24 protein-coding genes are annotated in these 24,556 nt (G+C 71.5%); 12 read left to right on the forward strand and 12 right to left on the reverse strand.

The annotated features are described in order from the left end of the window. Positions 1–58 precede the first annotated feature (58 nt). Positions 59–1,156 carry a DUF2157 domain-containing protein gene (locus tag WDZ95_RS17955; protein ID WP_425780452.1) on the forward strand — a complete coding sequence of 366 codons (1,098 nt, stop codon included), beginning with the start codon at positions 59–61 and terminating at the stop codon, positions 1,154–1,156. A gap of 3 nt (positions 1,157–1,159) precedes the next feature. Here the strand turns inward: WDZ95_RS17955 and WDZ95_RS17960 are convergent, their stop codons facing one another. Together WDZ95_RS17960 and WDZ95_RS17965 are read right to left on the reverse strand one after the other, a co-directional pair. Next, a complete protein-coding gene (locus WDZ95_RS17960) occupies positions 1,160–3,043 on the reverse strand; it encodes a choice-of-anchor I family protein (protein ID WP_425780454.1) in 1,884 nt (627 codons plus the stop codon). Between the two features lie 124 nt (positions 3,044–3,167). Further along, a complete protein-coding gene (locus tag WDZ95_RS17965; RefSeq protein ID WP_425780456.1) occupies positions 3,168–3,782 on the reverse strand; it encodes a DUF924 family protein in 615 nt (204 codons plus the stop codon). 112 nt (positions 3,783–3,894) lie between these two features. On the opposite strand from WDZ95_RS17965, the gene WDZ95_RS17970 reads away from it, so the two are divergent. Continuing rightward, on the forward strand, positions 3,895–4,278 hold the full coding sequence (locus WDZ95_RS17970; RefSeq protein ID WP_240936490.1) for a hypothetical protein: 384 nt from the start codon (positions 3,895–3,897) through the stop codon (positions 4,276–4,278). Between the two features lie 15 nt (positions 4,279–4,293). Here the strand turns inward: WDZ95_RS17970 and WDZ95_RS17975 are convergent, their stop codons facing one another. From WDZ95_RS17975 to WDZ95_RS17985, 3 genes are read right to left on the reverse strand one after another with little or no spacing between them, the layout of a single operon-like run. Continuing rightward, complete coding sequence (locus WDZ95_RS17975; protein ID WP_425780458.1) at positions 4,294–5,103, reverse strand: LytR/AlgR family response regulator transcription factor; 810 nt, start codon at positions 5,101–5,103, stop codon at positions 4,294–4,296. Continuing rightward, positions 5,100–6,143, reverse strand: a complete 1,044-nt coding sequence (locus tag WDZ95_RS17980; RefSeq protein WP_425780460.1) for a sensor histidine kinase — start codon at positions 6,141–6,143, stop codon at positions 5,100–5,102. Before WDZ95_RS17980 ends, WDZ95_RS17975 begins: the two co-directional genes overlap by 4 nt. 23 nt (positions 6,144–6,166) lie before the next feature. Continuing rightward, on the reverse strand, positions 6,167–6,448 hold the full coding sequence (locus WDZ95_RS17985) for a 2TM domain-containing protein (RefSeq protein WP_425780462.1): 282 nt from the start codon (positions 6,446–6,448) through the stop codon (positions 6,167–6,169). 169 nt (positions 6,449–6,617) lie between these two features. On the opposite strand from WDZ95_RS17985, the gene WDZ95_RS17990 reads away from it, so the two are divergent. Beyond that, complete coding sequence (locus tag WDZ95_RS17990) at positions 6,618–7,451, forward strand: undecaprenyl-diphosphate phosphatase (RefSeq protein ID WP_425780464.1); 834 nt, start codon at positions 6,618–6,620, stop codon at positions 7,449–7,451. Here the strand turns inward: WDZ95_RS17990 and WDZ95_RS17995 are convergent. The 4 genes from WDZ95_RS17995 to mutS are packed head-to-tail and all read right to left on the reverse strand — an operon-like array spanning position 7,435 to position 13,683. Continuing rightward, positions 7,435–9,357, reverse strand: a complete 1,923-nt coding sequence (locus WDZ95_RS17995) for a PAS domain S-box protein (RefSeq protein WP_425780466.1) — start codon at positions 9,355–9,357, stop codon at positions 7,435–7,437. The two genes, WDZ95_RS17990 and WDZ95_RS17995, sit on opposite strands and share 17 nt — an antisense overlap. A gap of 9 nt (positions 9,358–9,366) precedes the next feature. Next, a complete protein-coding gene (locus WDZ95_RS18000) occupies positions 9,367–10,245 on the reverse strand; it encodes an alpha/beta hydrolase (RefSeq protein ID WP_425780468.1) in 879 nt (292 codons plus the stop codon). A gap of 13 nt (positions 10,246–10,258) precedes the next feature. Then, on the reverse strand, positions 10,259–11,086 hold the full coding sequence (locus WDZ95_RS18005; RefSeq protein ID WP_166224285.1) for a proteasome-type protease: 828 nt from the start codon (positions 11,084–11,086) through the stop codon (positions 10,259–10,261). Next, positions 11,083–13,683, reverse strand: a complete 2,601-nt coding sequence (gene mutS / locus WDZ95_RS18010; protein ID WP_425780749.1) for a DNA mismatch repair protein MutS — start codon at positions 13,681–13,683, stop codon at positions 11,083–11,085. Before mutS ends, WDZ95_RS18005 begins: the two co-directional genes overlap by 4 nt. Positions 13,684–13,925: 242 nt before the next feature. On the opposite strand from mutS, the gene WDZ95_RS18015 reads away from it, so the two are divergent. The 5 genes from WDZ95_RS18015 to WDZ95_RS18035 are packed head-to-tail and all read left to right on the forward strand — an operon-like array spanning position 13,926 to position 18,080. Next, positions 13,926–14,696, forward strand: a complete 771-nt coding sequence (locus tag WDZ95_RS18015; protein WP_425780471.1) for an endonuclease/exonuclease/phosphatase family protein — start codon at positions 13,926–13,928, stop codon at positions 14,694–14,696. Continuing rightward, on the forward strand, positions 14,693–15,898 hold the full coding sequence (clsB, locus tag WDZ95_RS18020) for a cardiolipin synthase ClsB (protein WP_425780473.1): 1,206 nt from the start codon (positions 14,693–14,695) through the stop codon (positions 15,896–15,898). Before WDZ95_RS18015 ends, clsB begins: the two co-directional genes overlap by 4 nt. Next, positions 15,895–16,869, forward strand: a complete 975-nt coding sequence (locus tag WDZ95_RS18025) for a lysylphosphatidylglycerol synthase domain-containing protein (protein WP_425780475.1) — start codon at positions 15,895–15,897, stop codon at positions 16,867–16,869. The genes clsB and WDZ95_RS18025 overlap by 4 nt, the downstream gene beginning before the upstream one ends. A gap of 10 nt (positions 16,870–16,879) precedes the next feature. Continuing rightward, the gene (locus WDZ95_RS18030) at positions 16,880–17,398 is read left to right on the forward strand and encodes a helix-turn-helix domain-containing protein (RefSeq protein ID WP_425780477.1); all 519 of its coding nucleotides are present in this window, start codon (positions 16,880–16,882) and stop codon (positions 17,396–17,398) included. After that, positions 17,391–18,080, forward strand: a complete 690-nt coding sequence (locus WDZ95_RS18035) for a nucleotidyl transferase AbiEii/AbiGii toxin family protein (protein ID WP_425780479.1) — start codon at positions 17,391–17,393, stop codon at positions 18,078–18,080. Before WDZ95_RS18030 ends, WDZ95_RS18035 begins: the two co-directional genes overlap by 8 nt. 12 nt (positions 18,081–18,092) lie before the next feature. Here WDZ95_RS18035 and WDZ95_RS18040 read toward each other — a convergent pair whose 3' ends face one another. Then, the gene (locus tag WDZ95_RS18040) at positions 18,093–18,854 is read right to left on the reverse strand and encodes a sensor histidine kinase (RefSeq protein ID WP_425780481.1); all 762 of its coding nucleotides are present in this window, start codon (positions 18,852–18,854) and stop codon (positions 18,093–18,095) included. Between the two features lie 173 nt (positions 18,855–19,027). On the opposite strand from WDZ95_RS18040, the gene WDZ95_RS18045 reads away from it, so the two are divergent. Beyond that, positions 19,028–20,017 carry a response regulator transcription factor gene (locus WDZ95_RS18045; RefSeq protein ID WP_425780483.1) on the forward strand — a complete coding sequence of 330 codons (990 nt, stop codon included), beginning with the start codon at positions 19,028–19,030 and terminating at the stop codon, positions 20,015–20,017. 9 nt (positions 20,018–20,026) lie between these two features. Here WDZ95_RS18045 and WDZ95_RS18050 read toward each other — a convergent pair whose 3' ends face one another. Continuing rightward, positions 20,027–20,899, reverse strand: coding sequence for a YihY/virulence factor BrkB family protein (locus WDZ95_RS18050; protein WP_425780485.1), 873 nt, complete (start codon positions 20,897–20,899; stop codon positions 20,027–20,029). A 135-nt stretch (positions 20,900–21,034) separates the two neighbouring features. On the opposite strand from WDZ95_RS18050, the gene WDZ95_RS18055 reads away from it, so the two are divergent. Continuing rightward, on the forward strand, positions 21,035–21,379 hold the full coding sequence (locus WDZ95_RS18055; protein WP_425780487.1) for a KGG domain-containing protein: 345 nt from the start codon (positions 21,035–21,037) through the stop codon (positions 21,377–21,379). Positions 21,380–21,462: 83 nt separating this feature from the next. Here the strand turns inward: WDZ95_RS18055 and WDZ95_RS18060 are convergent, their stop codons facing one another. Further along, positions 21,463–22,164 carry a TetR/AcrR family transcriptional regulator gene (locus WDZ95_RS18060; protein ID WP_425780489.1) on the reverse strand — a complete coding sequence of 234 codons (702 nt, stop codon included), beginning with the start codon at positions 22,162–22,164 and terminating at the stop codon, positions 21,463–21,465. Positions 22,165–22,288: 124 nt separating this feature from the next. On the opposite strand from WDZ95_RS18060, the gene WDZ95_RS18065 reads away from it, so the two are divergent. Both WDZ95_RS18065 and WDZ95_RS18070 read left to right on the forward strand, forming a co-directional pair. Further along, positions 22,289–23,506 carry an acyl-CoA dehydrogenase family protein gene (locus WDZ95_RS18065; protein WP_425780491.1) on the forward strand — a complete coding sequence of 406 codons (1,218 nt, stop codon included), beginning with the start codon at positions 22,289–22,291 and terminating at the stop codon, positions 23,504–23,506. Then, a complete protein-coding gene (locus WDZ95_RS18070; protein ID WP_425780493.1) occupies positions 23,503–24,552 on the forward strand; it encodes an acyl-CoA dehydrogenase family protein in 1,050 nt (349 codons plus the stop codon). Before WDZ95_RS18065 ends, WDZ95_RS18070 begins: the two co-directional genes overlap by 4 nt. Positions 24,553–24,556 lie beyond the last annotated feature (4 nt).

The raw sequence follows: 24,556 nt of genomic DNA on the forward strand, positions 1-24,556 counted from the left end.
CCGCCGCGGGGCAGGGGCCGGGGCGCTGCGCTATCGTGCGCGGCAGGAGGGACATGCCATGAGCGAAGCCGCACCCAGCCACACGCCGGACCGCCAGCACCGCATCACCATCGACCGCGCCCGGCTGCTGGCCGCCGCCGAGGCGGGCGACATCTCGCCCGCGCAGGCCGAGCGCCTGTGGGCGCGCTGGGCGGGCGAGGCGATCGCGCCGCCGCGCTTCAGCTTCGTGCAGGTGCTCTATTACTTCGGCGGCCTGCTAGCCATTGGTGCCATGACGCTGTTCATGACCCTGGGCTGGGAGCTGTTCGGCGCCGCCGGCACCCTGCTGCTTTCGCTGGGCTACGCGGTGGGTTCGGTGGCGGCGGCGCGCCACCTGCTGCGCCGCGGACTGCACATTCCCGCGGGCATCCTGGCCACCATCGCGGTCTGCCTGGTGCCGTTGGCGGCCTGGTCGGTGCAGAGCGGGCTGGGCCTTTGGCCCGAGGGCGGGCCCGAGAGCTACCGCGATTACCACCGCCTGATCGACTGGCGCTGGCTCACGCTGGAGTTCGCCACGCTGGCGGCGGCGGTGGTCATCCTGTGGTGGCTGCGGCTGCCGTTCATGGTGATGCCGGTGGCCGTCACGCTCTGGTACCTGAATATGGACGTGGCCCACATGCTCACGCGCCAGTCGGGCTTCGACTGGCAACTCACGCGCGACGTCTCGCTGGTGTTCGGCCTGTTCACCTGCGCGATCGCGGTCTGGGTCGACCTGCGCTGCCGGCTGGCCAGCGACCCACGCGACCGCCAGGACTTCGCCTTCTGGCTCTACCTGTTCGGCGCCCTCATGGCCTGGGGTGGGCTCAGCCTGCACGACAGCGGCAGCGAGCTGGGCAAGCTGCTGTACGCGCTGATCAACGTGGCGCTGGTGTTCCTGGGCGCGGCCATCGGCCGGCGCGTGTTCACCGTGCTCGGGGCCATCGGCGTGGCGGGCTACCTGGGCTACCTGAGCCACAAGGTGTTCGCCGACAGCCTGCTGTTTCCCTTTGCGCTCTCGCTGCTGGGGCTGGGCATCGTGGCGCTCGGGGTGTGGTGGCAGCGGCACGAGGCGCGCATCCATGCGCGCCTCGCGGCCGGGCTGCCCGCGGCGCTGCGGCCGCTGGCCGAACCGCGCTGAGGCTCAGCGCACGCCGCCCGTGGCGTTGATGCGGTAGACCGCAGTGGTGCCGCTCACCTCGTTGCCCACCACCAGCAGCGGCACGCCGATGGGCGAGCGCGCGGCCGGAATGAACACCAGGCCCTCGGGACCCAGGTCGCCCGCGGTGGCCAGCACGGTGCCGGGGTCGGCCGTGGTCCAGTCTTCACGCGTGTTGAGGTAGTCGAGGCGCCGGGGCGCGGTGGGCACGGTGATGTCGTACACCAACACGCCGCCCATGCGCTCCAGGCCGATGAAAGCCAGGGTGCGGCCGTTCACCTGGCCCACGGCAATGCCTTCGGGCTCGGGGCCCTTGGCGTCGCTGCGGCTGTCCTTGGCGCTGCCTTCGTCGTGGCCCGAGTTGAAGAAGTCGGCGCAGGGGATGCTGCGTGCGCTGCCGAGCTTGCAGTCGGCGCTGGCGAGGAAGCGCTCGAACTCGGCGCCCGAATCCCACACCAGCTGGCCGTCGGCGTTCCAGATGCTGAACGAGCGCGCGCCGTAGCTGTAGAGGTGGTCGTACATCAGGCGGTTGCCGGCCGGGTTGGCCGCGCCGGTGGCGTCGAACAGCATGGGCGAGCCGTCGGGGTTGGTGCGGTAGCCCATGGTCCAGGTGACGTTGAGCCGGCCCAGGTTCTCGTCGTTGCGGCAGGCGCCGGGGTTGCCCGCGATCGCGCCGCAGTGGCCGAAGGTGACGGGGTCGAGCAGGCCGCCCGCGGCCAGCGCATTGAGCTGGGGCGGCAGGTCGTTGCCGGCGCGGCCGGCCCAGCCGCTGCGGTTGACCAGGTGCTTGACGCGGAACTCCTCGACAAAGCCCTTGCTGGCATCGCCGGCCCAGTAGGCGGCGTTGTCTTCGCCCCAGGCGCGCGCGTCGCCTTCGTTGGCCGTGACCAGGTAGGTCTGACCGCCGGCGCTGTAGCTGGCGATCGAGTCGGGCAGGTACAGGCCGCGCACGCCGGGCCAGGTGCGGATGTTGATGGTGCCGCCGTCGGTGTCGGAGGCGTCGAGCTCGTTGCCGGCCGCGCCGTGGTCCTTGAAGCCCAGGGGCAGGATGTCGGTGACCGTGGCGCTGGCGATGTCGATCTTGGCGAAGGCGTTGTTCTCCTGCAGCGTGGCCCAGGCGGTGCGGCCGTCGGCCGAGACGGTGATGTACTCAGGCTCGAGGTCTTGCGCCACGGTGGCGTTGGGGCCGTAGACGCGCACGCCCGCGGCCTGCAGCGCGGCCTTCTGCGCGTTGAAGGCGCTGAAGCCGGCGGTGCGCACCACGGGCGTGGCGGGGGTGCTCACGTCCACGATGCTGATGCTGCCTTCGGGGTCGGTCTGGTAGTCGTCGCTGGGCTCGCCTTCGTTGGCCAGCAGCACGGTGCGGCCATCGGGCGTGAAGGTGATCATGTCGGGTTGCGCGCCCACGGTGGCCGAACCCAGCAGGGCGAGGTCGGCGGCGCGGAACAGGGCCACGCGGCCGGGGTCGGTCTTCACGGGCGCCTGAATCGCCACGGCCACCAGGCCGTCGTGCACCGCCACGCTGTTGATCTCGGCGCCCGCGAGCACCGCGGTGGCGTCGATCTCGCCGATCTTGACCGGGCTGGCGGGCACGCGCAGGTCGAGCACGTCGACCTTGCCGGCCTGGGCGTTCACCATGAACAGGCGCTGGCTCGCGGCGTCGTAGGCCGGGATCTCGGCGGCCGACACGCCGAACAGGCCGGTGCTGTAGCCGCCGATTTTTTCGAGCTGCACGCGCAGCGGGGTGTCGGTGGGCGGGGTGGGGGAGGCGGCTCCACCGCCGCCACCGCCGCAGGCCGCCAGCACGGCAGCGGCGATCAGGGTGGCGGTCAGCGTGCCGGCGGAGGTCCAGCGGGTTCGGGGCGTCATCGGGTCGGGTCCTTGTGCGGGGAAAAACAGCACAGGGTTGTAGAAAGCCCGCATGACCGCCGTGCGGCTGAACGGTGTCTTTTCGATGACAGGCGGTCAAGCCGACGGCCGACCACCACCGCGCTCATTGCCCGAAACGGGGCCCATCTTTCAGGAATTCGTCCTCTTCCGCCGTGTTCTGCCGCCCCAGCACCGCGTTGCGGTGCGGGAAGCGCCCGAAGCGCGCCACGATGTCGCGGTGCAGCACGGCGAACTTCAGGTGGTGGTCGAGCTCGGCGTGCAGCGCCGGGTCGGCGCCGGCGCGCAACTGGTCGAAGCAGCGCACGCACAGATCCTGCAGGGCCAGGTCTTCGGCGTGCATGAAGGGCATGTAGAGGAAGACGCGGCCCACGGTGGCCAGGGCGCGGTCGGTGCCGGCCTCGACCGCCTGGGCCGACAGGGCCTGGGCGCGGCGGTCGCCCTCGAAGGCACGGGCCTGGCGACGGAACAGGTTGCGCGGCAGTTGGTCGAGCAGCAGCACCAGGGCCAGCCGGCCTTCGGGCGTGTCGGCCCAATCGGCCAGACCGCCGGCCAGTGCCTGCGCCACCTCGGCGCCGAAGCGCGCGCGCAGGTCGTCGTCCTGCTCGGGCGTCGAGCGGAACCACAGCGCCTGGCGCGACGCGCTGGGCCAGTCGCGGGCCAGGCCGTCGCCGAACCAGTGGTCGAGCAGGGCGCGGGCGGGGGCGGGCAGTGGGCTCATGGGCGTGGCGTTTACGTGTTGCAACAGCTTTGACGCGGCGTGCGGAGTGTGGTGCCCCGGATTCTTGTGCAATACCCCCCACGGCACACCGCCGTCCCTCGGAGTCCCCACGATGAACACCCCGTCCTTCACCGCAACGCGCACCTGGGCCAAAGGCCTGGCCATGATCGCCTTGGCCGCCGGCGGCTGGGCGCTCGCCGGCAGCGCACAGGCGCGCGACGTCTACTGGTCGATCGGCGTCAATTCGCCCGGCGTGGCCGTGGGCGTGTCGAACGCGCCGCCGCCGGTGGTTTACAGCTACCCCTCTTACGGCTACCCCGTGTACGAGCCGCGCCCGGTCGTGGTGTACCCGCGCCCGGTGGTGGTCCACCCGCGCCCCGTGGTCGTGCAGTCGTACCCGGTGTACCCCGCGCCCTACTACGGTTACCGCGACGACCGCCGCTGGCACAAGCACCGCCACGGCCATCGCCATGGCCACCGCGGCTGGGACGACTGATCCCCCGCCGCCGCTTCACATCGCGCGGAAGCGGTCGGCGTAGAGGCGGCTGATGCCGAAGGCCTCCGACAGGCCGCGCAGCGTCAGCCGCCATTTGCCCGCCTCGTCGCGGGTGACGCGATGGATGGCGTCCGCCCGCACCACGGTGCCGCGGTGGATCTGCCAGAACACCTCCGGATCGAGCTGCGGCAGCAGCTCCTTGAGCGGCATGCGCACCAGGTATTCGCGCCCGGCGGTGAGCACGCGCAGGTACTTGTCGGCCGCGTCGAAGGCCAGCACCGCGTCGATCGCGATGCGTTCCACCGCCGCCGTGCCGCCCGCGCCCACGCCCACCATGAGGTGGCGCAGCCGCGCGGGCTCGCGCGGCGCGGCGGCCTGCAGCAGGGCGCGCAGGCCGGCCCAGTCGGCGTCGAGCGGCGCCGCCGGGGCAGGGGCCTCACGGGCCCGAAGCGCGGCCTGCACGCGCGCCACGGTGCGCTGCAGGCGATCGGCCTGCACCGGCTTGAGCACGTAGTCCAGTGCCTGGGCCTCGAAGGCCTGGATCGCGAAGTGGTCGTGCGCGGACACGAACACCAGCACCGGCAGCGGCTGCTCGGGCGGCCACCCGTCGGCGATGGCGGCCGCGGCGTCCAGCCCGCTCAGCGCGGGCATGCGGATGTCGAAGAACAGCACCTGCGGCCGCAGTGCGAGCGCCTGTTCGACGGCGCTCGCGCCGTCGCCCACGCAGGCCAGCACCTGCAGCCCGGGCCAGGCGCGCGCGAGCTCGGCCTGCAGGGCCTGGGCCAGCAGCGGCTCGTCTTCGGCGATCAGGGCGGTGGCGTTCATGGCCTGGCCTCGGGGGTGAGCGGCAACACCAGCTCGGCCCGGGTGCCCTGGCCGGGCGCGCTGCGCCACTCGAAGCGCGCGGCGTCGCCGTGCAGGGTCTGCAGCCGCTCGCGCACCTGGGCCAGGCCGAAGCCCTCGCCGGGCACCGCCTCGCTGCCCACGCCGTCGTCGCTCACGCTCAGGTGCAGCGCGCCCCCGGCCTCGCGCGCGGCCACGCGCAGCGTGCCGCCACGCGCGCTGGGCTCCAGGCCATGGCGGATCGCGTTTTCCACCAGCGGCTGCAGCAGCAAGGCCGGCACCGGGCGCTCGGCCAGCGTGTCGGGCAGATCGAGCTGCGCCTGCAGGCGCGGCCCCATGCGCACGGCCATGAGCGCCAGGTAGTCGTCGAGCCGCGCGAACTCCTCGCGCAGCGTGTGCCGGCCGCCGCGCGCCTCGGTGCGCGAGGCCGCGAGCGTGGCGCGCAGGAAGCCGTTGAGCCGGTCGAGCATCTGGATCGCGCGCGGCGGGTCGGCGGCGATCAGCGCGCGCAGGTTGGCCAGGGTGTTGAACAGCATGTGCGGCTCGAGCTGCGATTCGAGCAGGCGCAGCCGCGCTTCGCTGGCCTGGCGCAGGGCTTCCTGCTGATCGAAACGCGCTTTGGCCAGCAGCTCGCGGCTGGTGAAGAAGTAGGTGCCGAACACGCCCAGCGCGAGCGACATCAGCAGGAAGCCCACGGTGCTGCGCGGCAGGCCGCTGAGCGAATTGAGCGCGGGCCGGCCCAGCAGCAGGTTGCCGCTGGCCATGCCGAACCCGTAGCCCGCGAACACCGCCACCACGACCAGCACCGCCATCGAACCCAGCCCGAGCCAGCCGCGCGCCCGCAGCAGGCGGCGCCCGACCTCGATGCCGGCCCAGATGCCCATGCCGATGAGCTGGGCGTAGAGCAGGTTCTCGCCGAACGGGTGCGCGTGGCTGGCGGTGATGGCCAGGGCGATCAGGGTGTTGAGCACCGCCGCGAAGAGCGCGCGGTTCACCCAGGAGCGCGGGCGGTGGTCGGGCATGGGCGCAGTATGCACGGCGCCGATCAGGCGCGGCGTTGCTGTTGCAGGCGTTCGCGCTCCTGGGCCAGCCAGCGCTCGTGCAGGCCGCCGCCGCCCCGCTTCACCCACACCACCAGGCCGTGCACCAGCAGGCCCAGGCCCCAGCCCAGGGCGGGAAACACCGCCCAGTCGCGCCCGCTGCGCCACGACAGCCAGGCCAGGCCGGCATTGACGGCGAGGAAGACCAGGGCGTGCAGGGTCCAGCCCAGGCGCGCGGCCACGCGGCGGCGTGCGGTGCGTTCGAGGTCGTGGTCAAGGGTCTTCATGGCGGGCTCCGGGGGTTGTGATGGACCGCACTGTGGCCGCACGCCCGAACGGGCGCCATGCACCCGCGACAGGGTGGCGATCCGGTGCCGTGAAACCGCGCTGGCGCGGCGCGAAATGCGGGCCCTGGCGCGCGCGTACGATCTCGGGTTTTCACTCACCGCTCAGCGCATGGACCCGATTCTGTTGATCAAGGCCGCCCTCATGGGCGTGGTCGAAGGCCTCACCGAGTTCCTGCCCGTCTCGTCCACGGGCCACCTCATCCTCGCGGGCACGCTGCTCGGCCTGCACGACGAAAAGGCCAAGCTGTTCGAGGTGGTGATCCAGGTGGGCGCGATCTTCGCGATCCTGTCGGTCTATGCGCAGCGCATCCTCGACACGCTGCGCGGCCTGCCCACGGGCGAGCCGGTGGCGCGCCGCTTCACGGCCAACGTGCTGATCGGCTTCCTGCCCGCGGCGGTGCTGGGCTTCCTCTTCATCGGCGTGATCAAGAGCGTGCTGTTCAACCCGGTGGTGGTGGCCACGAGCTTCATCCTCGGCGGCTTCGTGATGTTGTGGGTGGAGGCGCGCCACGCGCGCGGCGCGCCGGTGCACGTGCAGACCATCGACGACCTGCGCTGGACCGACGCGCTCAAGGTGGGCCTGATCCAGTGCCTGGCGCTGGTGCCCGGCGTGAGCCGCTCGGGCGCGACGATCATGGGCGGCATGGTGGTGGGCTGCAGCCGCCGCGCGGCCACCGAGTTCAGCTTCTTCCTCGCGCTGCCGGTGCTCATGGGCGCGGCCGTGCTCGATCTGTACAAGCACCGCGACCTGCTCACCGCGGCCGACCTGCCGTTCTTCGCCACCGGCCTGTTCGTGTCCTGGCTGTCGGCGTGGCTGTGCGTGCGCTGGCTGCTGCGCTTCGTGTCCACGCACACCTTCGTGCCCTTCGCGTGGTACCGCATCGCGTTCGGCGTGCTGATCCTCGTGACCGCCTGGGGCGGCTGGATCAACTGGACAGCGTGAAGTAGAAGCGCGCGCCCTGGCCCGGTGCGGCCTCGGCGCGCAGCTCGCCGCCGTGGCGCAGCACGATGCGCCGCGCCGTCGCCAGGCCGATGCCCAGGCCCTTGAACTCGTTCGGCATGTGCAGGCGCTGGAAGGGCTGGAACAGCTTGTCCGCGCGCGCCATGTCGAAGCCCGCGCCGTTGTCGGCCACCACGAACTCGCGCGCGCCGTCGGCGGCGTGCAGGCCCACGTGGATCCGCGCGTGCGGCGTGCAGCCGGTGTACTTCCAGGCGTTGTGCAGCAGGTTCTGCAGCAGCGCTTCCACCAGCGGCGGGTCGGCCATGGCGAGCAGGCCGGGCTCCACGTGCCAGTCGACCTGGCGCTCGGGCTCGCTGGCCGCGAGTTCGCGCAGCTGCCGCGTGGCCACGGCCGACAAGTCGACCGGTTCGCGCTGCAGCTCGCCGCGCGCCATCTGCGCGAGCTTGAGCAGGCCGTCGATCAGCTCGCCCATCTTCTTGCTCGCCTCGCGGATGCGTTCGAGGTGCTTGCGGCTGTCGTCGCTGAGCGCGGGGTTGTCTTCGTCGAGCGCCTGGGCGAAGCCGTTGATGATGCGCAGCGGCGAGCGCAGGTCGTGCGCCACCGCGTACGAATAGCTTTCGAGCTCGTCGTAGGCCGCACGCAGGGCCTGGGTGCGTTCCTGGATGCGCGACTCCAGCGAGGCGTTGAGTTCGGTGATATGCAGTTCGGCGAGCTTGCGCTGCGTGATGTCGAGCACCGTGCCGATGCCGTTGGTGACGCGGCCCTGTGCGTCGCGTTCGAACTCGCCACGCACCAGGTACCAGTGCCAGTCCTCACCGAATCGCAGCCGGTACTCCACGTCGTAACGCGCGCCGGTACGGAACGCGGCGGCCCAGCACTGCCGCACGCGGTCGCGGTCGTCGGGGTGCGTGCGCTCGAGCATCTCGATGTCGCTGAAGCGGGTGCCGGGCAGGCCCAGCGCCCGATCGGACTCGCCGAGCACGGTGAACAGGCGCTCGCGCGCGTCGTAGACCCAGCTCGCCATGCCCGCGAGCTGCTGGGCCTGCCACAGCAGCCGTTCGCTGGTGCGCAAGGCCTGCTCGGCGACCTTGCGGCGCGTGATGTCCTGCACCACCACGATCTCGTAGTCGGGGGAGCCGTCGGGCTTTCGCATCAGCGAAATGCTCAGCAGCACCCAGACCACCCGGCCCTCGCGGTGGATGTAGCGTTTCTCGAGCGTGTAGGTGTCAATCTCGCCGCTGATCACGCGCGCCAGGTTGGCCTGGTCGAGCCCCAGGTCGTCGGGGTGGGTGAATTCGCGCCAGTGCGTGCGCATGAATTCGTCGCGGGTGTAGCCGATCAGGTCGCAGTAGGTCTGGTTCACGCGCAGCCAGCGGCCGTCGAGCGTGGTGTGGGCCATGCCGGTGGCGCTGTGCTCGAAGTTGTCGAGCATCTGGCGCTGGCTTTGCTGCGCGAGCTCGATGGAGGCGCGCAGCAGCCGGTTGTGGCGCTGCATCAGGCCGATCGAGCCGACCACCACGGACTGCGTCAACAGGAACCAGAAGTTGAGCCACAGGGCTTCGCGCGGGTCGCTGATGGCCAGGCTGAAGTAGGGCTTGACCATGAGGTAGTTGACCATGAGCATGCCCAGCACCGTGCTCAGCATGCCCACGCGAAAGCCGCCGTAGAGCGCGCAGACCGCGCCCGCGAGCGTGATGGTGACGAAGCGGCCGCCCGATTCCGCGGGCGCCAGCGCCATGCGCATCCAGGTGGCGAGCACCGTGAGCACCACGGCCACCGCGGCGCGCAGCCACCAGGGGTGGCGCTGCGGCTGCCAGTCGGCGAGGCGGCCAAGCCAGCCTTGCGGTGGCAGGGCTTCGTCAGGCGCTGGGTGGGTGGTGGGGATCACGGGCTCAGGTTACACCGCCGCCTGCGGCCCGCAGGTGGGAAATCCCCTAGGGCCGGCCATGGTGTGCAGCAGTTCGTCGAGCGTGGCCGCGGTCTCGATGGGCCGCTCCATGGGGAACAGGTGGCTGCCCTCGACCATGCGCAGCCGCGGCGAGCCGGGCCCGCCCACCAGCCGGTGCGTCATGGCCATGCCCACCTGCTGCATCTCGAGCGAGCGCGTGCCGCCGATGAAACCCACCGGGCATTGCAGCGGGTGGCGGCGCAGCAGCCGGTCGAGGTTGTGCGGCAGCGTGTTGTAGATGGCGGTCTCGACCTCGCGCGTGAAGCTCAGCACGCGCTGGCGGCCCTGGGGCGTGTCGGCCTCGTGCGTGCCGTGGTCCACGTAGTCCTGCAGGCACTGGGGGTGCCAGTGCGCGAAGGCGCGCTTGTGCCGCAGGTGCTCGATCACCGCGGCGGCATCGGGCCACTGGTGGCGCCGGCGCCGGCTCACGCGGCCGGGCGACACCGCGCCCACGAGCTGGGTGCGCTTGATGAGTTCGAGCGTGCGCGCGCGCCAGCCGCCGAGCACGGGCGAGTCGATCAGCACCACGCCGCGCACGCGCTGGCCGCCCAGCTGAGGGTGGCGCGCCGCGCACATGAGGCTGAGGAAGCCGCCCAGCGAATGCCCCACGAGCCACAGGTCCTGGCGCGCCTGTTCGGCTTCGGCGCCGGCGAAGTCGGCCAGCTGCTGCACCAGGTGCGGCCAGTTGCTCGTGACCGGGTAGCGCGGGTCGTGGCCGAAGCGTTCGGGCGCGCGCACCGTGTGGCCGCGCGCGCGCAGGCTGCGAAACAGCAGCTGGTAGGTGCCGGCGGGAAAGCTGTTGGCGTGCGAGAAGACGATCAGGGACACGGCGCGGGCGGGCTCAGATCAGCTTCTCGCGCGGGTTGGTGATTTTCTTCACCGGGCCGTGCCGGTCGGCGCGCGTGAGCAGCGGCACCTCGGTGTGGGCGTCGTCCCAGGTCGGGTCCTCGAGGCTGTCGAACACCTCGCGCAGGCGCTGGCCCCACGAATTGCGCACCATGCGGAAGTAGGGGTTGTTGTCGTCGATGCAGACCACCTTGTCGGTGGCGAGCTTGTCGGCCTCGTAGACCACCATGTCCAGCGGCAGGCCCACGGACAGGTTGGACTTGAGCGTGGAGTCCATGGACACCAGCGCGCACTTGGCGGCCTCGTCGAGCCCGGTGTCGGGGTTGATCACGCGGTCGAGCACGGGCTTGCCGTACTTCGACTCGCCGATCTGGAAAAAGGGCGTCTCGGCCGTGGCCTCGATGAAGTTGCCCGCCGAATACACCTGGAACAGGCGCATGCCCTCGCCGCGGATCTGGCCGCCCAGGATCATGGAGACGTTGAAGTCGACGCCCGCGCGCTGCAGCGCCTCGCCGTCGCGGTGCCACACGTGGCGCACCGCCGAACCCAGCACGCGCGCGGCGTCGAACATGCTGCGCGCGTTCCAGATGGTGATGGGCTCGCCGCCCTCGTGGTCGTCGAGCTGCTCGACCTGCAGGATCTCGCGCACCGACTGCGAGATGCTCAGGTTGCCTGCCGAGAGCAGGCACATGAAGCGGTCGCCCGCTTTCTCGTAGACGATCATCTTGCGAAAGCTGCTGATCTGGTCGAGGCCCGCGTTGGTGCGCGAGTCCGACAGGAACACCATGCCGGCCTTGATCTTCACGGCGACGCAATAGGTCATTGGATTTCTCCCGTCTGCTGGACGAGCTTGCGGAGTTGGTAGAGCTGGTCCAGCGCGTCGCGCGGGCTCAGGGTGTCGGGGTCGAGGGCCGCGAGCGCGGCCACCGCGGGGTGGACCTCGGGCGCTTCGGCCACGGGCGGCGGCGCGAACAGGTCGACCTGCGTCTGCTGCTCGGCGCTGTGCGCCTCGAGCGCCGCGAGCGCATGGCGCGCGTGCTGCACCACGGGCGCGGGCACGCCGGCCAGCCGCGCCACCTGGATGCCGTAGCTGCGGCTGGCAGGTCCGGGTTCGATCTGGTGCAGGAACACGATGCCCTTGCTCCCGCCTTCGGTGGCGCTCACGTGCACGTTCACGGCCGCGTGATGCGTGGCCGGGAATTCGGTGAGCTCGAAGTAGTGCGTGGCGAACAGGGTGAAGCAGCGCGCCTTGTCGTGCAGGTGGGCCGCGATGCCGCCCGCCAGCGCCAGGCCGTCGAAGGTGGAAGTGCCGCGGCCGATCTCGTCCATCAGCACCAGGCTGTTGGGCGTGGCCGCGTGCAGGATCTGCGCCGCCTCGGTCATCTCGACCATGAAGGTCGACTGCGCGTTGGCGAGGTCGTCGGCCGCGCCGATGCGGGTGTGGATGGCGTCGATGGGCCCGAGGCGGCAGGCGCTCGCGGGCACGTGGCTGCCCATGCTCGCGAGCAGCACGATCACCGCCACCTGGCGCATGTAGGTGCTCTTGCCGCCCATGTTGGGGCCGGTGATGACCTGCATGCGCGACTTGGGCGTGAGCACGGTGTCGTTGGCGATGAAGCCGCCGCTGCTGGTCTCGGCCAGCCGCGCCTCCACCACCGGGTGGCGGCCGCCGCGGATTTCGATGCCCGGTTCGCTGGTGAAGCTGGGCGCGCACCAGTTGAGCGTGAGCGCGCGCTCGGTGAGGGCGCACAGCGCATCGAGCGTGGCGAGCGCGCGCGCCAGGCGCGTGAGCGCATCGATGAAGGGCTGCAGCTCGTCGAGCAGCCGCTCGTAGAGCCACTTCTCGCGCGCCAGCGCGCGCTCCTGCGCCGACAAGGCCTTGTCTTCGAAGGCCTTGAGCTCGGGGGTGATGAAGCGCTCGGCGTTCTTGAGCGTCTGGCGGCGCTTGTAGTCGTCGGGCACGCGGTCGAGCTGGCCCTGGGTGACCTCGATGTAGAAGCCGTGCACGCGATTGAATTGCACGCGCAGGTTGGCGATGCCGGTGCGCGCGCGCTCGCGCGCCTCGAGCTCGATCAGGAACGCATCGCTGTGGTTCTGGATGCCGCGCAGCTCGTCGAGCTCGGCGTCGAAGCCGTCGGCGATGACGCCGCCGTCGCGCACCAGCGCCGCGGGCTCGGGCAGCAGTGCGCGCTGCAGCAGTTCGGCGCAGCCCGCGGGCGGCTGCAGGTGCTGCGCGGTCTGCGCGAGCAGGGCGTCGGCGCCCAGCGGCGCGAGCGCCTGCGCGAGTTCGGCCGCGCGCGCGAGCGTGAGCCCCAGGCCCACGAGCTCGCGCGGCTTGGCCTGGCGCAACGCGGTGCGCGCGGTGATGCGCTCGACGTCGCTGCAGCCCTTGAGCCGGGCGCGCAGCGCCTGCCACGCTCCCGAGCGCAGCGCGGCGATCGCGCCCAGGCGCGCGCGCGCCTCGCTGCGGTCGCGCCGGGGTTCGAGCAGCCACTGGCGCAGCGCGCGGCTGCCCATGCCGGTGGCGCAGGTGTCCAGCAGCGAAAACAGCGTGGGGCTGCTCTCGCCGCGCAGCGTCTGCACCAGCTCGAGGTTGCGGCGCGTGTTGGGTGGCAGGTCGATGCGCTCGTCGGCGCGCGCCACCTGCAGGCTGCGCACGTGCGCCAGCGCACGCCCCTGCGTGTGTTCGGCATAGGCCAGCAGCGCGCCCGCGGCCGCGTGCGCCGGGGCCAGGCCCTCGGCGCCCCAGGCGGCCAGGCTCGCGGCCTGCAGCTGATCGAGCAGCTTGCGCTCGCCCAGCGCGGCGTCGAAGGCCCAGGCCGGGCGCAGCACCGCCACCAGCCTGCCGCCCTGGGACGTGGGCTGGCCCGCGAGCGCCTGCACGCGCTGCTCGAAGGCGGGCGTGCTGTCGGCGCTGTAGATCAACTCACCGGGCGCGATGCGCGCGACCCAGTCGGCGAGTTCGTCGCTGTCGCACTCGGCGAGGAACACGATGCCCTGCGTGAGCGAGAGCCAGGCCAGGCCGCAGCCGCTGCGCGCGCCCGCGTGCACCGCCATCAGCAGCGACTCGCTCTTGTCGGACAGCAGCTCGGCGTCGGTCAGCGTGCCGGGCGTGACCACGCGCACCACCTTGCGTTCCACCGGGCCCTTGGCCGTGGCCACGTCGCCCACCTGCTCGCAGATGGCCACCGATTCGCCGAGCTTGATGAGCCGCGCGAGGTAGGTGTCGACCGAGTGGAAGGGCACGCCCGCCATCACCACCGGCCGCCCCGCCGACTGGCCGCGCTGGGTCAGCGTGATGTCGAGCAGCCGCGCCGCCTTCTCGGCGTCTTCGTAGAACAGCTCGTAGAAGTCCCCCATGCGGTAGAAGAGCAGCGTGTGCGGGTGCCCGGCCTTGAGGGCCAGGTACTGCTGCATCATCGGGGTGTGGGCGGCCAGGGGGTCTGTCACGGTGGGCGGCTCGGGCGCGAAAAACAGCCGACGACTTTAGCCGATCCGCCGCGCCCGCCCGGCCCTGTCGCCCAAGCATCGCGCGCCCCGGCTGTCAATCGGCGCGCCCGCCGTCGTTGGCCGCGAACGCGTCGCTTTTACCCGCTGTTGCCCCATGTCCGCGCAGGCGCGGCCAACATCCTTCCATCGTCGAACCAGGAAGGAGTTGCGGCATGCCGCTGCACCGGGACGGCCGGAGCCTTCGGGTGCTCACGGTCAACATCCACAAGGGCTACAGCCTGTTCAACAAGCGCTTCGTGCTGCACGAGCTGCGCGAGGCGGTGCGCGCGATCCGCAGCGACGTGGTGTTCCTGCAGGAGGTGCGCGGCGCCAGCGAGCCGGGCGCGCGGCAGCAGCAGGCCGCGCAGTACGAGTTCCTGGCCGACAGCATCTGGAAAGACCACGCCTACGGCCGCAACGCCGTGGCGCCGCGCGACAGCTACGGCAACGCGGTGCTGTCGCACTTTCCCATCGTGCACAGCCGCAACCACCGGCTCTCGGTGGAGCGCATCGTGCCGCAGCGCGGCGTGCTGCACTGCGTGGTCAACCGCGACGTGATGCCGCCCGTGCACCTGATGTGCGTGCACCTGGGCCTGCTCGAGGCCGACCGACAGCACCAGCTCGAGGCCCTGAGCGCGGTGGTGCAGGCCGAGGTGCCCGCGGGCGAGCCGCTGATCGTGGCCGGCGACTTCAACGACTGGCGCCAGAAGGCCGACGCGCGCTTGCGCCGCATCGGCCTCACCGAGGTGTTCCGCCACGCGCACGGACGCCACGCGCGCAGCTTTCCCGCGGCCTGGCCGCTGCTGCGGCTCGACCGCATCTACGTGCGCGACGTGAAGGGCGTGCGGCCGCTGCCGCTGCCGCGCCATCCCTGGGCGCGCCTGTCGGATCACGCCCCGCTCGCGGCCGAGATCGAGCTCGACAGCCCGGAGGCCTCGCCATGAACTCGCGTTGGGTGCCGGGCAACCGGTTCGAACTGCTCTGCTGCGGCGAGGCCTACTACCCGCGCGTGTTCGCAGCGATCGAGGCCGCCGAGCACGAGGTGCTGCTGGAGACCTTCATCTGGTTCGATGACCCCGTGGGCCGGCAGCTGCGCGCCGCGCTGCTGCGCGCGGCCGAGCGCGGCGCGCAGGTGCACGTGCTGATCGACGGCTGGGGCTCGCCCGACCTGGGTGAGGCCTTCACGCGCCCGTTGCTCGACGCCGGTGTGCAGCTGCGCGCCTTCGAGCCCGCGCGCCGGCTGTTCGGCACGCGCATCAACATGCTGGGCCGCATGCACCACAAGCTGGTGGTGGTGGACGGGCGCGTGGCCTTCGTGGGCGGCATCAACTACTCGCGCGACCACCTCACCGACGACCCCATGGGCAAGCTCGACTACACGGTCGCCATCGAAGGTCCGCTGGTGTCGCAGATCCAGGCCTTCTGCCGCACCAACATCCACCGGCCGCAGCCGGCGCGCACGCAATGGCTGCGCCACTGGATGCGGCTGCGCCGGCAGGCGCGCGCGGCCGCGCCGGTGGACGACGGCGCCATGGCGGCCTTCGTCACGCGCGACAACCGCGCGCACCGCAACGACATCGAGCGCCACTACCGCGCGGCCATCCGCAGCGCGCGCGAGCGCATCGTGATCGCCAACGCCTACTTCTTTCCGGGCTGGCGGCTGCTGCGCGACCTGCGCCGCGCTGCGCGCCGCGGCGTGCAGGTCGACCTGATCCTGCAGGGCCAGCCCGACATGCCCTGGGTGCGGCGCACCAGCATGCTGCTCTACGAACACCTGCTGCGCGCCGGCGTGCACATCCACGAGTACATGGAGCGCCCGCTGCACGCCAAGGTGGCGGTGATCGACGGGCAGTGGGCCACCGTGGGCTCGAGCAACCTCGACCCCACGAGCCTGAGCCTGAACCTCGAGGCCAACGTGGTGGTGCGCGACCAGGCCTTTGCGCGCACGCTGGGCGAGGCGCTCGACGCGCTGATCGCGCACCAGTGCGAGCCCGTGCGCCTGCCCACGCCGGGCCGGCTGCGCTCGGCCTGGATCGGCGTGCGCAGCTTCTTCGTGTTTCATGCGCTGCGGCGCTTTCCGCGCTGGGCGCGCTGGTGGCAGGACCCGGCAGCGCGCGTGGTGCCGCTGCGGGTGGAGACGACATGAGCTGGTCGTCGGCCCTGCGCCGCAGCGCGCCCTGGCTGGTCGCGGTGGTGGTGCTCGGGCTGGTCGCGCTGCAGGCGCGCGAGGTGGACTGGCCTCAGGTGCGTGGCGCATTGCGGCAGCTGCCGCTGCAGACCGTGGGCCTGTCGGTGCTGATCGCCGTCGCCGCGCACGCGGTCTATGCGGCCTTCGACCTCGTGGGCCGCGCGCTCACCGAGCCGCGCATCGGCCGCTGGCGCACCTGGGGCATCGCGGCCATCGTCTATGCCTTCAACCTCAACCTGGGCGCGCTCATCGGCGGCCTGGGCATGCGGCTGCGGCTCTACACGCGCTGGGGCCTGCCGCCGGCCACGGTGGCGCAGATCGCGGGCCAATGCGTGCTCACCAACTGGGTTGGCTGGTGCTGGGTGGCGGGGCTGGTGCTGCTGCTGGCGCCGCCGTCCTTGTCGGCGGGCTGGGCCCCGGGCCCGCAGGCGCTGCGCGCGGCAGGGGCCGGTGTGCTGCTGCTGGCCCTGGCCTACCAGGCCGTGTGCAGCGTTTCGCGCCGCAAGACCCTGCAATGGCGCCGCCACACGCTGGAGCGTGCGGGCCCGCGGCTGGCCCTGCTGCAGGCGGCGGCGGGCGCGGCCAACTGGCTGCTCATGGCCTTGAGCCTGTGGAACCTGCTGCAGGGGCGGGTGGGCTTTGCGGTGGCGCTGGGCGCGATCGTGCTCGCTGCGGTGGCGGGCATTCTGGTGCGCGTGCCGGGCAGCGTGGGCGTGTTCGAGACCGTGGTGGTGACCGCGATCGCGGGCGCCGTGCCCACGCACGAGGCGCTCGCCGCGGTGCTCGCGTTCCGCGCCGTGCACTACCTGCTGCCGCTGGCGCTGGCCTTGCCGGCGTACGGGTTCATCGAATGGGCGGGCAAAGACGCCAAGCGCGGGACGAACAAAAGATGCAAAGAACAAGATACAAAAAGCAGGCGATTTGCATAAAATGCATTGCATGCCGAGCTATCCCGCCGTTTCCGATGAAAGCGCTTCGCTGCTGAAGGAGCTCGGGGCCCGCCTGCGCCTCGCGCGCAAACGCCGGGGCTGGAGTGCCGAGGCACTCGCGCAGCGGGCGGGCATCACGCGCGTCACGCTGAGCCGGCTCGAAGTGGGGGAGCCGGCGGCCACGAGCCTGGGCACGCTGGTGAGGGTGATGGGCGCGCTGGGCATGGCCGGTGACCTTGCGCTGCTGGCGCGGGACGACCGTGTCGGGCACGACAGGCGCGATGCGCTTTTGCTGGCGCCTCGCAAGCCCGCCCTGCCCAGGCGCATCTCGCTCAAACGCCTGCCGCACCTGCGCTCGGTGGCCGCATGGCATCTGCCCGATCCGGACACCCGGCTCAGCCCCGAGGAAGTGCTGAGCCTGTACGAACGCAATTGGCGCCACATCGAACCCGCAAAGATCGTGGGCGAGGAAGCGGCCTTGTTGCGCAAGCTCACGAGCACCATCGGCAAGGGGGTGTTGCTTGTTTGAACGCGAACACCACCGGCGCATCGCCGCCCTGCTGGAAGCCATCGACGCGGCCTTTCTGCTCAAGCACCGTTGCTTCTTCGGCGGGGGAACGGCGATCGCCCTGTCGTGTGGCGAGTACCGCGAGTCGGTCGACATCGACTTCGTGTGCGCGTCCATCGAAGGGTACCGGGGCCTGCGTGAAGCGGTGCGCGAGAAGGACCCGGGCTGGTTGTTCCAGCGGCCGGTGCAACTGCGCCGTGAACCCATCGTCGATCAGTACGGCATCCGCATGGCGGTGGCCGTCGACGAAGTGCCGGTGAAGGTCGAGCTCGTGTTCGAGGCCCGCATCGCCTTCAAAGACCCCCTGCCGGAGGACCGGGTCTGTGGGGTCTGGCGAATGGCGGCCGAAGATCTGGTGGCGTCCAAGCTCATGGCCAATGCCGATCGCTACGCCGATGATGCGGTGATGAGTCGCGACCTCATCGACTTGGCGATGTTCCTGCCCGATGGTCTCGTGCCGGCCCCGGGCGTGGAGAAGGCGCGGCGCGCCTATGGGGGCGCGATCGACAAGGCCTTCACCCGCGCCCGGCAGGGCTTGCTCGAGCGCGAAGGGCGGCTGCAGAAGTGCATGAAGGCCATGCACATGGTGGTGCCGGAGGCCACGCTGCGAACGCGGATTGCCGCTCTGCACCTGGGCGCGTAGCGCCACCGGCATTCAATCCGGCGTGGGCAGGTAAACCCACACCGCCACGCCGAAGCCGCTGCGCGCCTCGATCCACAGCCGGCCGCCATGGCGCTCGACCACGCGCGCGGCCACGGCCAGGCCGCGCGCGGGTGCGTGGCCCGCGGGCCGCGCCGCGCTGCGCGGGAAGGGGTCGAGCAGGGTGTCGGGGTCGGCGCCCTGCAGGTCGCGCGAGCGGTCGTGTACGCACCAGGCCTGGCGGTCGGCGTCGTGGCGGATGTGCAGCGTGTGCGGCCGGTCGGCCGGCGCGTGCTCGGCCGCGTGCGCGAGCAATTCGCGCACGGCCAGCGTGAGCAACTGCGGTTGGGCGTGCAGCGTCGGCAGCGGCTCGCAGGTCCATCGCAGGTGGGGATGGGCCGGTGCGAGCCGCTGCAGCTCGTCGGCCACCAGGGCATTGAGGTCCACCGGCGCGCACACGAGCTCGGCGTGTTGGGCGTGCACCAGTTCGAGCAGGCGCGTGATCATGTCGCCGAGCTGGGTCGCCGCGCTGGCAATGCGGTCCAGGCGCTCGCGGCTGTCCGGGCTCAGGCGGCTGTCGGGGTCGGCCGCGATCAGCGCTGCAAAGCCGTTGATGGCGCGCAGCGGCGGGCGCAGGTCGTGCGCCAGGGCCTGGCCGAGCTGGCGCCAGGGGTGCCGCGGCGGCGCGCCGCCGGTGCCAGCCGGCGCGGCCGGCAGCGCCGTTGCGGGCGCATCGCCGGTCCATGGGGTGTTGCCAAAGTCGCGAGAGGACGCCATCGGGGTGTGCGTTTTGGCCGGTTTGGGCGTGGCAGAAAGCCGGTGACACAGGGCGGCACCGGTGTGCCGCTAGCATGCTTGCAATTGGATACAGATGTCGTTTCCCACACCCGAACCGGCCAGTCTAGGCAGCGCCTGTGCGCCCGCCCAGTTCTGCGGCTGACCGTCTGCGAATGAAGACCCTGCCTGATCCCGCGGCCGCCGCCGTCGCTGTGCCGACGGTCGAGGCCCTGACCCTCGCGCTCGACGCCGGCGTGGACCTGGGCGTGCGCTGGAACCCCGGCGAAAGCCTGCTGGCCGCCCGGCCCTGTCTGCCCTTCGATGGCGCCTGGTGGGGCTTGGGGAGCTGGCCGGCCGGCGGCCTGCCCTCGCTGTTCCTCACCAACACGGTGGACCTGCCGGCCGAACTCGTGCGCTGGTGGCACGACTGCGCCTTGCAGGACCGTGTGGCGCAGACCATCGTGGAAAACACCGGCGCGCCCGTGGTCTGGACCGACCGCGACGCGCTGGCCGAGCCGGTGCGCGACTGGGCGCAGCGCTTCGGGCTGGCGCAGGGCGTGATCGCCAGCCGCCTGGAGCCCATCACAGGCCAGGTGCTGTTCCTGGCCGCCTACCGCAGCGCCGCCACACCGGCGTTCGGTGCGGCCGACGCCGAACTGCTGGACGCGCTCACGCGCCAGGCCGTGCTGCTGTGGCGTTCGGTGCGCTCGCAGATCGAGGCCATCGACCGCTCGATGGCGGTGGACCGGCTCGCGGTGGTCGACGCATCGGGGCGGCTGTCGTTCTGCGGCGTGCAGGCCGGGCAGTTGCTGGCCGAAGGCTGCACCGACCACGACGGCATGCGCTGGCCACCCAGTCTGGGCGCCTGGCTCACCGACGATCCCGCGGGCATGCACCGGCGCAGCGGCCGGCTGGCCGGGCGCATCAAGCGCGTGCCCGGCGGCTGGTGGATCGAAGTCGGGGACGCGCGCAACGCCGCGGTGCTGCCGCAGCGCCTGCTGCGCGTGGCCGAGCTGTACGCGCGCGGCCTGTCGAGCAAGCAGATCTCGAAAGAGACCGGGCTGTCGGCGACCACGGTGCGCACCTACCTGCAGCAGGCCTACGGCATCCTGGGGGTGTCGAACAAGGTGTCGCTGGGCGACACCCTGGGCCGCGGCCGCTGAGGCCGGGCTTCAGGCCGGCGCCACGAAGCGGCCCATGCGCTGGGCGTACACGCGCGTGAAGGTGGCGCCGAGCAGGAACACCTGCGCCGAGTAGTAGACCCACAGCAGCAGCACCACCACCGATGAGGCCGCGCCAAACACCGAGGCCACGCCGCTGCGCCCGATGTAGATGCCGATCAGGGCCTTGCCCACCGTGAAGAGCAGGGCCGTGACGAAGGCGCCGAGCCACACGTCGCGCCAGGCCACGCGCACGCGCGGCATGCCCTTGTAGATCATCGCGAACACCGCGGTCACGAAGCCCAGGCTCAACACGAAGTTGATGCCGTCGACGAACGCGGCCCAGCCACCGAACCAGGGCGCCCACCACTTGCCGAACGCCGCGAGGCCTGCGCTCAGCACCAGCGAGACCATCAGCAGAAAGCCCACGCCGAGCGTGAGCCCGAGCGCGAGCAGGCGCACGCGCATGAAGCTCCACACGCCGCTGCCCGCGCGTTGCGGCGGCACGTGCCAGATGCGGTCGAGGGCGTGCTGCAGCTCGGCCAGCACGGTGGTGGCGCCGATGAGCAGCGTGCCCACGCCGATCACCGTGCCGAGCAGGCTCGCGGCGGGGCGGTTCACGCTCTCGAGCAGGTGGTTCACGGTGCGCGCGCTGTCTTCGCCCACCAGCGCCGAGAGCTGCGCAACGATCTCGGCGCGCGCCGTGGCCTCGCTGAAGAACAGGCCCACCACCGAGGTGACGATGAGCAGCAGCGGCGCGATCGAGAACACGGTGTAGTAGGCGAGCGCAGCGCCCATGCTCGAGGCGCGTTCGTCGATCCAGGCCTGCACCGTGTCGATGAGCAGGGCCTTGAGGGTCGACCGGGCGGAGGGGGACGAAGCCATCGGCATCTCCTGTTGGGCCAGGGCAGGGAGCGCCCTTTTTACACCGGGGGGCAGGGCACGCGCCTTGCCCAGGACCCGGGCAAGGGCCGATCGGCCCATGCGATTCCTTCCCACCTCGACACCAGGAGAGACCCCATGGCCACCAACCCAGGCAACCAGAGCAACCAAGGCAATCAGAGCAACCAGGACAAGTCCTCGCAACGCGGCTTTGCGGGCATGGACCCGGAACGCCAGCGCGAGATCGCCGCCGAAGGCGGGCGCGCGGCCCATGCGAGCGGCAACGCGCACGAGTTCACCAGCGAAGAAGCGCGCGAAGCCGGCTCCAAGAGCCATGGCGGCCAAGGCAGTGACAGCGGCAACAGCGGCGCTCAACGCAGCGGCAGCGACAACGTGCGCAGCGGCTCGTCCTCGTCCCCGCGCGGCGGCAGCAACGAGCAGCACGCCGAAGCCGGCCGCCAGAGCCACAAGAACGATCGTTGAGCGATCACCGCTGAGCGCGTTCACTGCCCGACGCGCTCTTGGGCCCCGCTGGCGCCGCCAGCGGGGCATTTTTCATGGGCGCTTCACGCGGCCGGGTTGGCCAGGCCCGATTCGATGAAGCGCCGGTAGGTGCGCACGGTGGCGTTGGGCACGGTTCGCCCGCCCTTGCTCGCGGTGGTGAGGTGTGTGCGGTAGACGTAGTCGCGCGCCGCAATGAGCAGGTCGGCCAGCGTGGGCAGTTCGCTCTTGGCGTACTGGCGCAGTTCGCCGCGCGCCTTCATGCGCTTGAGGAAGTGGATGTAGCGCTCGTGCACCGCCGCGTGGTGGCGCGCCCAGGCGGTGGGCGCCTCGACCTCGGCCTCGTTGAGCAGGCGCCAGAACCAGGGGTTGTCAGAGAGGTACTCGAACACCGCGCGAAAGCCGATCTCTTCGGCTTCGAAGAAGCGCTCCTCGTTGCCGATGCGCTCGCGCACGTAGTCGAGCATCTGCAGGCCGAAGTGCGGCAGCAGCGTGTCGAACAGCGCCTGCCGCGAGGGGAAGTACAGGTAGAAGGTGCCGAGCGCGACACCGCACGCGGCCGTGATGCGCTGGATCGAGGCGTCGCGGTAGCCGGTTTCGCCCACCACCTTGGCCGCTGCCATCAGGAACTCTTCGCGCGTGCGCGCCGCGCGTTCGGCCCGCGCCTGCAGCGAGGCCTCCGACAGTTTGCGCGGCTGGCGCGGCGCGCGCGCCGCGGGCCGCTTCGCGTCCGTTTCGGCGTTCGGGCGTGATCGCGATGTGCTCATGGGTGTCGATCCTAGGGCAGCACCGGCCCGCTGCGGTGGCGCATGCGCATTCGCGTTTCCCCTAGGTGCGCCGCAGCCGGTTCTGCAAATAATGAGTAATGAACCACGGTTCAGTTTATACGCGATGCAGAACCCAAATCCCATCACCGCTGTCACACCGGCCGCCGAAGACCCGAGCGACCCCGAGGCCTTCCGGGCCGAGGTGCGGGCGTTTTGCGAACGCGAGCTGCCGGCGCGCGTGCGCGCCAAGGTGCAGGCCAACCTGTACCTGGAAAAGCAGGACTACCTCGATTTCCTGCACGCGCTGATTCCGCGGGGCTGGGTCGCGGGGCACTGGCCACGCGAGTGGGGCGGCCGCGGCTGGACGCCGCTGCAGCGCTTCATCTTCGAAGAGGAGAGCGCGGCCTGCGGTGCGCCCTGGCTGATTCCCTTCGGCGTGAGCTACGTGGGGCCGGTCATCTTCACCTTCGGTTCGGCGTGGCAGAAGGCGCGCTTCCTGCCCCCCATCCTGTCGAGCACCGAGTGGTGGGCCCAGGGTTACAGCGAGCCCGGTGCGGGCAGCGACCTGGCCGCGCTCAAGACACGTGCGGTGCGCGACGGCGACCACTACGTGGTCACGGGCCAGAAGATCTGGACCAGCTACGTGCAGTGGGCCGACTGGATCTTCTGCCTGGTGCGCACCAGCGAAGGCACGCGCCGCCAGCAGGGCATCTCCTTCCTGCTGATCGACATGAAAACGCCCGGCATCACCGTGCGGCCCATCCGCACCATGGACGGCTGCCACCACGTGAACGAGGTGTTCTTCGACGGCGTGCGCGTGCCGGTGCAGAACCTGGTGGGCGAAGAAGGGCAGGGCTGGACCTGCGCCAAGTTCCTGCTCAACAACGAGCGCGTGATCGCCGCCGAGACCGGCCGCTCGATACGCCAGCTCGCGCACCTGCAGGCGCTGGTGGACGCCGAGCCCGCACGGCCGGAAGCCGGCGCGTTCCGCGAGCGCATCGCGCAACTGCGGCTCAAGCTGCACGCGCTGCGTGCCTACTGCCTGCAGGCCGCGCGCCACATGGACCCGACCCAGCCCGCGGGTGCCGACGCCTCGCTCATGAAGATCCGCGGCTCCGAGCTGCAGCAGGCGATCGCCGAGGCCACGATCGACTGGCTCGGCCCGCACGCCGCGGTGTACGACCCCGCGTTGGTGCATGGCGACACGCCGCGCAGCGCGGTGGGCCCGCTGGCCGGGCCGGGCCTGGTGCGCGAGTACCTGCACGGCCGCGCCGCCACCATCTACGGCGGCTCCAACGAAATCCAGCGCAACATCATTGCCAAGGCGGAGCTCGGACTGTGAAGCGCGATTCTTTCGTCGACGAGATCGACGCCGCCCTGGGCGACGCCGCGCTGCGCTACCGGCGCGAGCGCTACGCCTTCGAACAACGCCAGCGCCTGGACGCCGCATCGCGCCGCTTCGACGCCGGGGCCTGGGCGCAGATGGCCGAGATGGGCTGGCTCAGCGTGGCCAGCGACGAGGCCGACGGCGGCCTGGGCCGGCGCATCGGCTCGATCGCCCTGCTCGCGCGGCACGCGGGCGCGGCCGGCATCAACGAGCCCTTGCTGTCGACCTGGATCGCGGCCGAGGTGCTGCGTGCGCACGGCAGCGGCGCGCAGCGCGCGCGCTGGCTCGAACCCCTGATGGCGGGCGGCCTGCGCGTGGCCTGCGCTTTCGGCGCCGACGCGCGTGCCACGGACGGCGCCCTCACGGGCCGCTGCGAGGTGGTGCCGGACGCCGACATCGCCGACCTGCTGCTGCTGCAGGTGCAGGGCCGCTGGCATGCCGTGCGCGCCGACGCCGCGGGCCTGCAGCGCGAGGCCTGTCCCTTGCTCGACGGGCGCGGCGCGGCCACGCTGCAGTTGCAGGCCTGCGCGGCCGAGACCCTGCCCGTTCAGGCCCCCGACACGCCCGCGCAACTCGCGGGTCTTGCCGCTGCGGCCGATGCGCTGGGCGCGATGGAACTCGCCTTCGAACTCACCCTCGGGTACGTGAAGGCGCGCGAGCAGTTCGGCGCCCCCATCGGCCAGCACCAGGTGGTGGTGCACCGCACGGTCGACATGTACCTGCGGCTCATGGAATCGCAGGCCGTGCTCGCGCAGGCGGTCGAGGCGCTGGCCTGCGGCGAGCCCGCGCGCGCGGCCGAGGTGCACGCGGCCAAGGCCTTCATCCCGCCGCAGGGCCGCCTGCTCGCCCAGGAGGCGGTGCAGCTGCACGGCGGCATCGGCATCACCGAGGAGTACGCGGTGAGCCACTGCCTGCGCCGTGTGCTCGTGGACGAGCAGCTGTTCGGCCGCAGTGCCGAGCACCTGCAGCGTTTTGCCCAACCCCTGTCCGAGACGAGGTAAGCCC

Origin of the sequence: Hydrogenophaga sp. T2 (genome assembly GCF_049843535.1) — a bacterium.
In the GTDB taxonomy this organism is placed as follows: Bacteria; Pseudomonadota; Gammaproteobacteria; order Burkholderiales; family Burkholderiaceae_C; genus Hydrogenophaga; species Hydrogenophaga crocea.

Bases quoted from the DNA above. Each gene is read 5' to 3' on its own strand.
- WDZ95_RS17980 (WP_425780460.1), bottom strand. From the start codon at position 6,143: ATGCCCGACCACCGCCCGCGCTCCTGGGTGAACCGCGCGCTCTTCGCG.
- WDZ95_RS17970 (WP_240936490.1), top strand. From the start codon at position 3,895: ATGAACACCCCGTCCTTCACCGCAACGCGCACCTGGGCCAAAGGCCTG.
- WDZ95_RS18025 (WP_425780475.1), top strand. From the start codon at position 15,895: ATGAGCTGGTCGTCGGCCCTGCGCCGCAGCGCGCCCTGGCTGGTCGCG.
- WDZ95_RS17960 (WP_425780454.1), bottom strand. From the start codon at position 3,043: ATGACGCCCCGAACCCGCTGGACCTCCGCCGGCACGCTGACCGCCACC.
- WDZ95_RS18055 (WP_425780487.1), top strand. From the start codon at position 21,035: ATGGCCACCAACCCAGGCAACCAGAGCAACCAAGGCAATCAGAGCAAC.
- WDZ95_RS17955 (WP_425780452.1), top strand. From the start codon at position 59: ATGAGCGAAGCCGCACCCAGCCACACGCCGGACCGCCAGCACCGCATC.
- WDZ95_RS17975 (WP_425780458.1), bottom strand. From the start codon at position 5,103: ATGAACGCCACCGCCCTGATCGCCGAAGACGAGCCGCTGCTGGCCCAG.
- WDZ95_RS18015 (WP_425780471.1), top strand. From the start codon at position 13,926: ATGCCGCTGCACCGGGACGGCCGGAGCCTTCGGGTGCTCACGGTCAAC.
- WDZ95_RS18050 (WP_425780485.1), bottom strand. From the start codon at position 20,899: ATGGCTTCGTCCCCCTCCGCCCGGTCGACCCTCAAGGCCCTGCTCATC.
- WDZ95_RS17985 (WP_425780462.1), bottom strand. From the start codon at position 6,448: ATGAAGACCCTTGACCACGACCTCGAACGCACCGCACGCCGCCGCGTG.
- WDZ95_RS18040 (WP_425780481.1), bottom strand. From the start codon at position 18,854: ATGGCGTCCTCTCGCGACTTTGGCAACACCCCATGGACCGGCGATGCG.
- WDZ95_RS18045 (WP_425780483.1), top strand. From the start codon at position 19,028: ATGAAGACCCTGCCTGATCCCGCGGCCGCCGCCGTCGCTGTGCCGACG.
- WDZ95_RS18030 (WP_425780477.1), top strand. From the start codon at position 16,880: ATGCCGAGCTATCCCGCCGTTTCCGATGAAAGCGCTTCGCTGCTGAAG.
- WDZ95_RS18065 (WP_425780491.1), top strand. From the start codon at position 22,289: ATGCAGAACCCAAATCCCATCACCGCTGTCACACCGGCCGCCGAAGAC.
- WDZ95_RS18060 (WP_425780489.1), bottom strand. From the start codon at position 22,164: ATGAGCACATCGCGATCACGCCCGAACGCCGAAACGGACGCGAAGCGG.
- WDZ95_RS17965 (WP_425780456.1), bottom strand. From the start codon at position 3,782: ATGAGCCCACTGCCCGCCCCCGCCCGCGCCCTGCTCGACCACTGGTTC.
- WDZ95_RS17990 (WP_425780464.1), top strand. From the start codon at position 6,618: ATGGACCCGATTCTGTTGATCAAGGCCGCCCTCATGGGCGTGGTCGAA.
- mutS (WP_425780749.1), bottom strand. From the start codon at position 13,683: ATGATGCAGCAGTACCTGGCCCTCAAGGCCGGGCACCCGCACACGCTG.
- clsB (WP_425780473.1), top strand. From the start codon at position 14,693: ATGAACTCGCGTTGGGTGCCGGGCAACCGGTTCGAACTGCTCTGCTGC.
- WDZ95_RS18005 (WP_166224285.1), bottom strand. From the start codon at position 11,086: ATGACCTATTGCGTCGCCGTGAAGATCAAGGCCGGCATGGTGTTCCTG.